Here is an 11,020-nt window from a genome sequence, read left to right on the forward strand (position 1 = left end):
TCTTTAGTTTATTCGCGATATTCGAAACGCATTAGTCTTGTTACAATGAGCGGTCTAAATCTAAATACGTTTACAATTCGAAGAACGCTTTAATTTTGTTCGAAAGTTGAAGCTTTATTGTACGTGTAAAGTCACCTATTGAATACTAGTATGAATCAGCCAATATCGCTGTATCTTAATTCGTTAATGAATGTAGATTGGCAAAGTACAGAAACATTTGATTTTCCTAATGAAACCACCAAAGAGTGGCTGATGGAGCAAGGTTCTCTTTCCCGCAAGTTGGGGAAGTGCTGTCAGCACCTGTCTGTTGAGTTGCTTCATAATCAAGTTGTAGAACGCTCAATGCTGCAACAAGACGAGGAACATCTTTTATCATCGTTTGATTGCTTACTGCGTAAAGTGATTTTAAAGGGTGATGACGAACCGTGGGTGTTAGGTCGAACCTTGATTCCCCGAGTCACATTAGAAGATCATCAGCACTCAGACCTTTCTCAACAAGGTAATGTCCCGCTTGGATTGACCGTTTTCAGTGCTGAGAACGTGGAGCGAGATGCGCTGCAAGTCGGTTGGGTTATCGCAGGCGATGAGCGATTACTCGCGCGTCGTTCTCGATTATGGATGAACCATAAACCGATGCTTGTGGCAGAACTGTTTTTACCAACATCACCCATTTACTCTAAGGAGAGTGTGTAAATGCTTGCCACCAAAGCGAAGGCGTATTGGCAATTAACGCGAATGAATCGCCCGATTGGTACCCTATTACTCCTTTGGCCGACCTTGTGGTCACTGATTATCGCCGCACAAGGTATGCCTGATTTTGATGTCTTGGTTGTTTTTGTACTCGGCGTGGTGTTGATGCGTTCAGCTGGCTGTGTGATCAATGACTTTGCGGACCGTAAAGTAGATGGTCATGTTAAACGTACCAAGCAGCGTCCACTGCCGTCTGGTTTGGTTTCCAGTAAGGAAGCGATTCTGCTCTTTTTAGTGCTAGCCGTAGTTTCATTCTTGCTGGTACTCACCATGAATCCACTGACCATTAAGCTCTCATTTATTGGTGTGGGTCTGGCGTTCATTTACCCTTTCATGAAGCGTTTTACGCATCTTCCACAGTTGTTTCTTGGCTTAGCGTTTAGTTGGGCGATACCAATGGCTTGGGCGGCACAAACCAATGAACTGCCAAGCATTGTGTGGTTTGTCTTCGTGATTAACGCGTTGTGGACGATTGCTTACGACACGCAATATGCGATGGTTGACCGAGATGATGACTTGAAGATTGGTATTAAATCGACGGCTATTTTATTTGGTCGCTTCGATAAACTGATTGTTGGCTCTTTGCAACTCGTCACCCTAGCGATGCTGATTGCGTTAGGCATGCATTACCAACTAGGAGATACCTTCTATTGGGCATTGTTGGTAGCGGGCAGCTTGTTTGTGTATCAACAACACCTGATGCGCCATCGTGATCGAGACCTATGCTTCCAAGCCTTTCTCAATAATAACTATGTTGGAATGGCAGTGACAGCGGGCTTGTTCATTACCTTCTGGTAAGCATCCGCTTTTCGAGTTAACGAATGCTAAAGAAAAAGGCACCCATTGGGTGCCTTTTTTGATCGCGTTGAATCTGCTATCAGAGCCCTGCTATATACAGGAATTACTCGACTTGGTGAATACTCTCTTGAATAGTCAGACGGACTTCTGGGTAAAGCATCGAGTAAAGAAGCTTAGCGAATTGCTGAGTCTTCTCTAAATCGCAGTTGCCGTCGTTATCTAGGTACTGTTGCTGCTTCAACGTTGCGAACATAGAAGCAAACACACCTTTATCGAAGAATTCGGGAGCATTGATACCATGCAATCGACCAAGTCGCTGTGCGATGTCTTGGCTTTTCTGTTCAAGGTCAGATTTGTCCAGTTCCGGATTCTCTGCCAGCAAGTTTAGAGCAATAGAGTAGCGCTGTAGCGTTTCTGAAATCGTACGGCCTAACAGCATAAGAGCTTGGCTGTTCGATTGGTTGATCGTCACTTCATTGTCAGACACAACAATCATGCCCTGGCTAACAAGTTCATCAATGATGTTTGATACTACGCCTTCAAGCTGTGATTCGTCGTAGCTTAAGAACAGCTCTTTCTTTAAGAACGGATAAATTGCTGCAACATTCTTTTGAATCGCTTCAATCGATAAACCGCGCTGACGAATGGTCATCTGGGCAATTAAAGATGGCAGAGCGAACAAGTGAATGATGTTGTTTCGGTAGTAGGTCATCAGAATTGACTGGTGACGGTCTAGCGAAATAATGTCGCCCATTGAGTCTGATTCAATTAGGAACTTGTTCAGCGATTCAGCGTGTTTTACCAGATCTTCAGCACTGTCTTTTGGTACCGTAAATGTATCAGAGTAAGGTACGTTCTTAAGCAGAGACAGGTAGCAATTGATCTGAGAAACCAAAGAGTCACGAGACAATGCGCGCTGTCTTGAGGCTAATAGCGCGGTTGCACAAAGGGTCAATGCGTTGGTCGCCGCGGCATCGTTAATGTGCGTCATCATTTTGGTCGCCAGGTCATTAACCACTGGATTCATCCATTGTGGTTTACTGGTGCCCATTGGGTCGATGTCTTTGGTCCACTCTGGTGAGTGCTCATTCAGGTATTGGTTCAGTTGAATCGGCTCACCGAAGTTCACGTAGCCTTTACCAAAGTTACGCAGCTTACGAATGGTACGAATCACTAAGCTCGCGTTTTCTTTTTCTTTACGCTTGCCACGAAGTTCTTTCGCGTAAGTCGCTACTTCCATCACGTGCTCGTAGCCGATGTATACAGGAACCAAAGTCACCGGACGGTTCATGCCGCGCAGCATTGCTTGGATTGTCATCGCTAGCATGCCCGTTTTCGCTTGCAGTAGACGACCTGTACGAGAACGACCACCTTCACTGAAGTACTCTACTGAGTAACCTTTAGCGAACAATTCCGCTAGGTATTCACGGAAAATCGTCGAGTACAGTTTGTTGCCTTTGAAGCTACGACGAATAAAGAACGCACCACCATGACGGAAAATAGGACCGGCAGGGAAGAAGTTCAGGTTGATACCCGCAGCGATGTGCGGAGGCACCATGCCTTCGTGGTAAAGCACATAAGAAAGCAGTAAGTAGTCCATGTGGCTACGGTGACAAGGCACGTAAACAATCTCGTGACCATCTTGAGCCAACTTACGAACCGTTGAAGCGTTGCTGATATGCAGGCCTTGGTACAACTTATTCCACAGCCAACCAAGAATCTTCTCACCACGCTTGATCAGCGAGTAAGAGAAGTTCGCAGCAATCTCGTCCATGATGTCTTGAGCTTCTTTGCTCGCTTTCTCGATCGAGATGTTCTTTGCTTGTGCTTCGTCTTCAATCGCTTTTTTGATCGCTTCTGATTTTAACAGGCGATCAAACAGAGCTTGGCGGCTTGGTAGGTTAGGGCCTGATGCTGCAAGCTTTTGGCGAGAGAAGTGAATACGTGCCACGCGCGCCAGTTTGTGCGCGATGGTGCTGTCGGTGCCGTGTGAGTTGGCCATGTAACGCAGAGAAACCACAGGACTAAAGCGAACCAAGCAGTCACGACCGGCTAGCAATACCGCTTTTGATTTCTCTAAGCCGTTCATTGCCTGTAGGTAAGGCTTCTGGTTATTCTCTTTACCAGGTTTGCGCCCCCACAAAACGGTAGCAGGGATAACTTGAACATCGAGTTCAGAGTCGTCGGCGTGCAGTGAAAGCAATTCAGAGAACACTTCAATTGAAGAGCTTGGTACATAATCATCGTCTTGCAGCAGAGTTTTGCGAGAAGAGATGAAAACGTAGCGTTGCAGTGATTTGCCGTTGATTTCAAGCTTGCTCAACGGATCAGGTAGGCCTAATTCAAGTGCATGTTTTTGCAATGTAAGAATGTCGACACTTGAGCGAAACGGTAAGGCGTATACAATCGGTTTGCTCAAATCAATGTTCAAATCCTCAACAGGGTTTGAAGGAATTGATGTGCCCTTTACCAATACGGATAAAGGTAGCTTCATTAATGAACGTGAAAAAGATTGTCCAGAAGACATATAGGTTCACTGCCTCAATAGTTATTTCAATGTGCTGAAGCGTATCTCTATTTCTCTGATAAAAAGGATAAATCCTATGAGTGAAATAGGGATAAGCCTAGGCGTAAATTTAATCGATGCAAGAATACCAGAAACTGGTCTAACCTTTTAATGGAAATAGTCATATTGCCGTTAAGTTTGTGGAAAATCATTCATCGACTGATTGAGTATAGGGTTAAAAATGACCAAAAAATCAAACACCGGATTCAAACGCATCATCAAAGCAGCAGGCTTTTCATGGCAAGGCATTACGAGTTCGTTTAAAAATGAGGCTGCATTTCGACAGGAAGTGTTCATGGCGGTCGTGCTTATTCCGTTGGCATTTTACCTAGATGTAAGCCAAGTTGAACGAATCTTAATGATCTCATCGGTGGTATTGGTGATGGTTGTCGAGCTAATCAATACCGCGATTGAAGCGGTTGTCGACCGAATCGGCAGTGAATATCATGAGCTTTCTGGGATGGCTAAAGATGTCGGTTCGGCAGCAGTTTTCATCTGTTTGGCACTCGCAGGTTATGTGTGGCTAGAGATCCTGTTTTTGTAATTTGCTAAAAATGAACTAAAAACAACCAATTGCTTTGCTTTTGTTCAGTTACTGGATATACTCACAGTCAACTGTATAAAAAGACAGGTGAATCATGAAGCCGTTAACGCCCCGCCAGCAACAAGTCTTTGACCTTATCAAAGGTAAGATCGAAGATTCCGGTATGCCACCGACACGTGCAGAAATCGCGCGTGAACTAGGCTTCCGTTCTGCTAATGCTGCAGAAGAACATTTGAAAGCTCTTGCTCGTAAAGAAGCGATTGAGATTATCCCGGGTGCGTCTCGCGGTATTCGTATTTTGCTTGAAGATGCAGCAAACGAAGAGCAAGGTTTACCATTAATCGGTCAGGTTGCCGCTGGTGAGCCTATCTTGGCTCAAGAGCATGTAGAAATGCATTACCAAGTTGATCCAGGCATGTTTAAACCACAAGCTGACTTCTTACTTCGTGTAAATGGCGAAAGTATGAAAGACATCGGTATTATGGATGGTGATTTATTAGCTGTTCATAAAACACAAGATGTACGCGATGGTCAGGTTGTAGTGGCTCGTGTCGATGATGATGTAACGGTAAAACGCCTAGAACGTAAAGGTTCAACGGTTCTGTTACATGCTGAAAATGAAGAGTTTTCTCCAATCCATGTCGATCTAGAATCTCAACACTTGTCTATTGAAGGGCTTGCGGTTGGTATTATTCGCAACACCGACTGGATGTAGTCAGTACAAATAGCTTATTGATATTTATTCTCAATAACTTGCCATTGTAATTGATATTCATTATCATCTTCTTTGTCGAGATACAAGGAAGATGATGATGCCAAACCCAACCAAACCTCAAATGAAGCCGCTTACTCGTAAGCCGCGCTCCTCTGTTCAAAAGGCTTCTTCTGAACAAGGGTCTGTACATCAAGAATTCCAAGTTCCGACCAACCTCGTTCAACATCTTTGGTTTCGTAGTCGTGAAAGCCTAGCCGATGATGGTCTCGTTTATGACCCCATCGCAGCTCAAGCCTGCAAGCGTTGCCAGCTCGCACCTGAATGTCTTACTGGCGAGCTAGACCAACAACAACTTCTCTACGCAACACTGACTCAACTTTGTGACTCTCAAGTTCAGCAATTTCTATCTCACAACCCAGATGCTTGGATCATCAATGTTGGAGCAGGGCTCGATACCCGCTTCTACCGTTTAGATAATGGACGCTGCCATTGGGTTGAGCTGGATGTCACGGAAAACCTTGTGTGGCGCCAACGTCTGTTCCACAAAAATGAACGCTATCGTTTGGAGTGTGGTTCTGTCGATGACCTGACTTGGTTGGATGAACTCAATATTCCAGAACAAGCCTCGGTGATGGTGGTGTGTGAACATGCTCTGCTGGATTGCAATGAACAGCAGACGGCGAACTTCATTCAGTCTTTGAGTCGCTACTTTACTCATGCACATGCGTGTTTAGTCTTAGCTGGAGATAAAAGCTCAAGTACGTTGGGGCAAAAACTTGGTTCAGGAAAGTATGCGCATGGCCTATCTTCTCCAATAGACAGTGTTCTCAATTGGTTGCCATGGGCACAATGGGTAAAAGCGTTTTCTCCACTAGACCAAAAATGCAACCGTTGGAAATTGTGGCAGCGACTTCTTTGTAAGATCTCTCAGGTCAAAAAGCGTTTAACGCCGCAGTTAGTGCTCGTTAAGTGGTAATCCTAGGTGTTTTGTATTTCGAGTAACTGAGTACATAGCCGGTATAAGTAAAATTCCACAACATAGTGAAAGCCCACCCACTAGGTTAAACTATCGCCTCTAATCTAAGAGGTGATCGTGAAGTTATTTAATCCCCAAACTATTTTTCAAACGCTATCCAATCAGGCGATGCATAAAAAAGTGCTGTTGCTCGCGATCCCGATGGTTCTCTCTAATATTACTGTTCCACTGTTGGGCTTAGTCGATGCGGCGGTTATCGGTCACCTAGAGCACTCTTGGTATTTAGGTGGTGTGGCGCTGGGCGGCACAATGATCAGCGTGACCTTTTGGTTGCTTGGTTTCCTGCGTATGTCGACAACAGGGCTAGCTGCACAATCTTATGGTGCGAATGATGGCAAGCAACTAGGCTTAGTTTTTGTGCAAGGCGTGACCATGGCCTTAGGGTTTGCTGGTGTCTTTTTACTTTTACACAGTTTAGTCGCCGATTTAGTTTTCTCATTGAGTAGCGCCAGTGATCAAGTTAAGCACTATGGTCAGCAATATTTCTCAATCCGCGCTTGGAGTGCACCTGCCGCGCTGACTAACTTTGTGATTCTAGGTTGGCTGCTCGGGACTCAAAACGCCAAAGCGCCAATGTGGATGGTGATCATCACCAATATCACCAATATCGTTTTGGATATCGTTTTTGTTATCGGCTTAGGGTGGCAAGTGGAAGGTGCTGCATTGGCATCTGTAATGGCTGATTATGCCGGTCTAACATTTGGCCTAATTTGTGTTTACCGAATCTGGGCGAAGAAGCAGTTACCATCGCCATGGGATCTGCTTAAGAAAACCAGCCAAGGTTTGAGTCGTTTCGTGAAATTGAATCGCGATATCTTTCTTCGTTCATTATGCCTACAAGCGACTTTCACTTTCATGACCTTCCAAGGTGCAAGCTTTGGCGATGATGTTGTTGCGGCCAATGCCGTGTTGATGAGTTTCTTGATGATCATCTCTTATGGGATGGATGGCTTTGCCTACGCAATGGAAGCGATGGTCGGTAAGGCGATAGGCGCGAAAGACAAAGATGAGCTGAACCAGTCATTGATTGGAACTTTCTTCTGGAGCTTCAATATTTGTTTGGTACTGACCATAGTGTTCGCACTCGTTGGCTCGAGCTTAATCAATATGATCACCACAATCCCAGACGTGAAGAGTCAAGCCGAGGTGTATTTACCGTGGTTAATCGCAATGCCATTGGTGTCTATGTGGTGCTTCTTGTTGGATGGTATTTTTGTTGGAGCAACTAAGGGCAAGGATATGCGCAATAGTATGTTTGTTGCGACCTGCAGTTTCTTCGCGATTTTCTATTTAGCATCAGGTTTAGAGAACCATGCACTGTGGTTAGCGATGCTGAGCTTTATGGCAATGCGCGGAATTGGTCTTGGTGTGTTGTTTGTTTCTCAGTGGAAGAAAGGGGAGTTTCTCGCTTAGCTCGAGGGCTCTGTTTGTGGAGAGTAAATGAGGCTGTACAGGTAAAGGGGTATTTAGAACATCATGATCTAATTACTATCAATACCTTAACATTCAATATCTTAAATAAAAACAGCAAGCGCATGGCTTGCTGTTTATGTATTTGGCCTATGGGTGGTCAAATACTCCTATTGGTTCTTTATCTAGAATAAACGGTTAAGCCCGTTGAGTGCTGCAACACGATAAGCTTCCGCCATCGTTGGATAGTTAAAGGTCGTATTCACAAAGTACTCGATGGTATTTGCTTCACCTTTCTGTTCCATGATCGCTTGTCCGATATGGATGATTTCAGCGGCACGCTCACCAAACACGTGGATACCTAAAATCTCTTTGGTTTCGCGATGGAACAGAATCTTCAAGCTACCAATGTCTTTACCCGCAATTTGAGCACGAGCTAGGTGTTTGAATGAAGAACGTCCTACTTCATACGGTACTTTAGCTGCGGTAAGTTCTTGCTCGGTTTTACCAACAGAACTGATCTCCGGGATGGTGTAGATGCCGGTTGGAATGTCTTCGATAAGGTGGCGTTCAGCTTCACCTTTCACAATTGCTTGAGCCACAAATCGACCTTGGTCATAAGCAGCACTTGCTAGGCTAGGGTAGCCAATCACATCACCGACAGCGTAAACATGGTCAACATTGGTTTGGTAATTGGTATTTACTGAGACTTGCCCACGCGAGTCCGCTTCTAAGCCAACAGCACCAAGGTTCAGTTTATCGGTATTACCCGTTCGGCCATTGGCATACAGTAGGCAATCAGCGCGCATCTTTTTACCTGACTCTAGGTGAATGATCACGCCATCATCAGTGCCTTCAATTTTCTCAAAGGTTTCATCGTTGCGAATCACGACACCGCTGTTCCAGAAGTGATAAGAAAGTGCATCTGAGGTTTCATTGTCTAGGAATGACAACAGACGGTCACGAGTATTGATAAGATCGGTTTTTACACCCAAACCGCGGAAAATCGACGCGTATTCACAACCAATAACGCCAGCACCATAGATGATGATGTGTTGCGGGTCGTGTTTAAGAGAAAGAATCGAGTCACTGTCGTAGATACGTTCATGCAGGAAGTCGACGTTATCTGGTTGGTAAGGGCGAGAGCCTGTCGCGATAACAAATTTGTCTGCACTGTAATGTTCTTCAGTGCCATCGCTTTGCATTACCGAGACAGTGTTGGTATCGATAAAACGTGCAGTACCAAAGACCAACGTGCACTGGTTGCGGTCGTAGAAGCCTTGGCGTAATCGAGTCTGTTTGTCGATGACTGATTTAGCATGACCCAGAATGTTGGAGAAGGTTGAGTGAATACTTTTATTGTTCTGACAAAACAGCGGATTACTGTTGAATTCGATAATACGACTTACGGCATGACGCAGTGCTTTTGAAGGAATTGTTCCCCAGTGAGTACAACCACCACCAACGCTGCTCTCTTTCTCAATGATTGCAACGTTCAACCCGGCTTTGGTTAATCCCATCGCTGCCCCTTCTCCTCCGGGGCCACTACCAATTACGATTACATCAAAGTGGTTGGAGTGCGGCATAGATATCTTCCTTGTTATATTTGATTAACATTGCTTTAGCGAGATTTTAACCGATTCTGTTCTCGGGTACATGAAAAGGGCATCAGAGAGTCGGTGGGATCACGCAGTGTTATCGAAAAAATAATATTTGGTATGTCGTATGTCTCCAAATGACAGCGTGGATATTGAAATTTTTTCTTCGAACGTATTTACTTCGGTACGTGAACAAAGAGGTATGTTTAGTGTCTTATATAACCAGAGTGCCTTATATAAATAAGTGATTCGCGTTATATTGAATAGAGTATTAGACATGCCTGTTTAGGCTGTAAAAGAAGAAATTGATAAAGTATGAAACCAATGGGCATTCGCGCACAGCAAAAAGAAAAAACTCGTCGCAGCTTAATCGATGCAGCATTTAGCCAACTCAGCGCCGATCGTAGTTTTTCCAATCTAAGCTTGAGAGAAGTCGCTCGTGAGGCTGGAATAGCACCGACTTCCTTTTATCGTCACTTCAAAGACATGGATGAGCTTGGCTTAACCATGGTTGATGAAGGTGGCTTACTGCTGCGCCAGTTAATGCGTCAAGCTAGGCAACGCATAGTAAAAGAAGGCAGTGTGATTCGTACATCGGTTGAAACCTTTATGGAATTCATTGAAAGCAGCCCTAACGTATTCAGACTGTTATTGCGAGAGCGCTCAGGAACTTCATTTGAGTTTCGTGCAGCGGTAGCTCGTGAGATACAGCACTTCTCTGCTGAGTTAACCGAATATTTGATAACGACTGGCATGACACGAGACGAAGCTTTTACTCAAGCTGAAGCCTCCGTTATCTTGGTCTTCAACTCAGGGGCAGAAGCATTAGATTTAGATCGACGTCAGCGAGATGAACTGGCTGAACGCTTGATCATGCAATTGCGAATGATGGCCAAAGGGGCTTTTTGGTATCGTAAAGAACGTGAACGTAACCGATTAAAAGGCGGGATTGAATAATGTCGAATGAAAATAATACTGTAAACCGTGGTTCAGAAAGAAAGACACTCGTACTTGCTGTTATTGCCGGTGTGTGTGGTGATGCTCTGTTATCTTGGGTAACAATGAGCGAAGTGGGCTTCTCTATTTTCCCACTGATTGCTTTAGTCTTGGCTGTACAAGCACTTTACCAAGAGTACCTAACTAACCCAGTATCTGAAGATATTCCACTAGTAGGTTTGGCTTGTTTCTTTGTAGGTGCATTTGGCCACTCGGCTTTTGTGAAGGCACAACACCCTGATGCTGGCTCAAACTTCTTTGCGATTATTGTCGCGATGTTGCTTCTTGCATGGGTAGGTAAGAAACTCGGCTTTATCGGCAAAACTGCTTAAGCTGATTTAGAAATTAAAAAAACGAGCCAATGGGCTCGTTTTTTTGTATCTGCTGTTTGGCTTAGACCTGAAAGCGATACTTACGCTTTACGCTCTAGGAATACGCCAGCTTCCATGTGGTGCGTAAATAGATAATAGTGTCCATCAGTGTACGTGCGGTTCTACTTTTTGCGCTTAAAGTGTTGTTTTTTATGGTTTTGATTTTATTGATTGTCCATGGGTATCCTCAGGGGTACAATGAAAACTCACACATCCCCGTACCCCGAGCCGTACCC

The 11,020-nt window shown here is 44.7% G+C and carries 10 protein-coding genes; 8 read left to right on the forward strand and 2 right to left on the reverse strand.

The window, feature by feature from the left end; translation table 11 throughout:
- Positions 1 to 150: 150 nt before the first annotated feature.
- Positions 151 to 693 (forward strand): chorismate lyase, encoded by a 543-nt coding sequence (locus AB4161_RS12940; protein ID WP_164091128.1) that lies wholly within the window; start codon positions 151 to 153, stop codon positions 691 to 693.
- Entirely contained in the window at positions 694 to 1,548 is an 855-nt protein-coding gene (gene ubiA / locus AB4161_RS12945) for a 4-hydroxybenzoate octaprenyltransferase (protein WP_017061043.1), read from the forward strand.
- Between the two features lie 103 nt (positions 1,549 to 1,651).
- On the opposite strand, the gene plsB is transcribed toward ubiA, so the two are convergent.
- The gene (gene plsB, locus AB4161_RS12950) at positions 1,652 to 4,075 is read right to left on the reverse strand and encodes a glycerol-3-phosphate 1-O-acyltransferase PlsB (protein ID WP_371725603.1); all 2,424 of its coding nucleotides are present in this window, start codon (positions 4,073 to 4,075) and stop codon (positions 1,652 to 1,654) included.
- A 220-nt stretch (positions 4,076 to 4,295) separates the two neighbouring features.
- On the opposite strand from plsB, the gene AB4161_RS12955 reads away from it, so the two are divergent.
- From AB4161_RS12955 to dinF, 4 genes are all read left to right on the forward strand, one after another.
- A complete protein-coding gene (locus AB4161_RS12955; RefSeq protein WP_372083421.1) occupies positions 4,296 to 4,658 on the forward strand; it encodes a diacylglycerol kinase in 363 nt (120 codons plus the stop codon).
- A 94-nt stretch (positions 4,659 to 4,752) separates the two neighbouring features.
- Complete coding sequence (gene lexA, locus AB4161_RS12960) at positions 4,753 to 5,373, forward strand: transcriptional repressor LexA (protein ID WP_019820514.1); 621 nt, start codon at positions 4,753 to 4,755, stop codon at positions 5,371 to 5,373.
- Between the two features lie 97 nt (positions 5,374 to 5,470).
- Positions 5,471 to 6,349: a class I SAM-dependent methyltransferase gene (locus tag AB4161_RS12965; RefSeq protein ID WP_017061046.1), complete on the forward strand. Its 879-nt coding sequence runs from the start codon at positions 5,471 to 5,473 to the stop codon at positions 6,347 to 6,349.
- Positions 6,350 to 6,466: 117 nt separating this feature from the next.
- Positions 6,467 to 7,822: an MATE family efflux transporter DinF gene (dinF, locus tag AB4161_RS12970; RefSeq protein ID WP_017061047.1), complete on the forward strand. Its 1,356-nt coding sequence runs from the start codon at positions 6,467 to 6,469 to the stop codon at positions 7,820 to 7,822.
- 182 nt (positions 7,823 to 8,004) lie between these two features.
- Here the strand turns inward: dinF and sthA are convergent, their stop codons facing one another.
- A complete protein-coding gene (gene sthA / locus AB4161_RS12975; protein WP_017061048.1) occupies positions 8,005 to 9,405 on the reverse strand; it encodes a Si-specific NAD(P)(+) transhydrogenase in 1,401 nt (466 codons plus the stop codon).
- A 327-nt stretch (positions 9,406 to 9,732) separates the two neighbouring features.
- Here sthA and fabR point away from each other — a divergent pair, with 327 nt between their 5' ends.
- The gene (gene fabR, locus AB4161_RS12980) at positions 9,733 to 10,374 is read left to right on the forward strand and encodes an HTH-type transcriptional repressor FabR (protein ID WP_010438693.1); all 642 of its coding nucleotides are present in this window, start codon (positions 9,733 to 9,735) and stop codon (positions 10,372 to 10,374) included.
- A complete protein-coding gene (locus tag AB4161_RS12985) occupies positions 10,374 to 10,745 on the forward strand; it encodes a YijD family membrane protein (RefSeq protein ID WP_017061049.1) in 372 nt (123 codons plus the stop codon). The genes fabR and AB4161_RS12985 overlap by 1 nt, the downstream gene beginning before the upstream one ends.
- Positions 10,746 to 11,020 lie beyond the last annotated feature (275 nt).

The organism is Vibrio sp. 10N.286.51.E5 (assembly GCF_041469125.1).
Lineage (GTDB): Bacteria > Pseudomonadota > Gammaproteobacteria > Enterobacterales > Vibrionaceae > Vibrio > Vibrio crassostreae_C.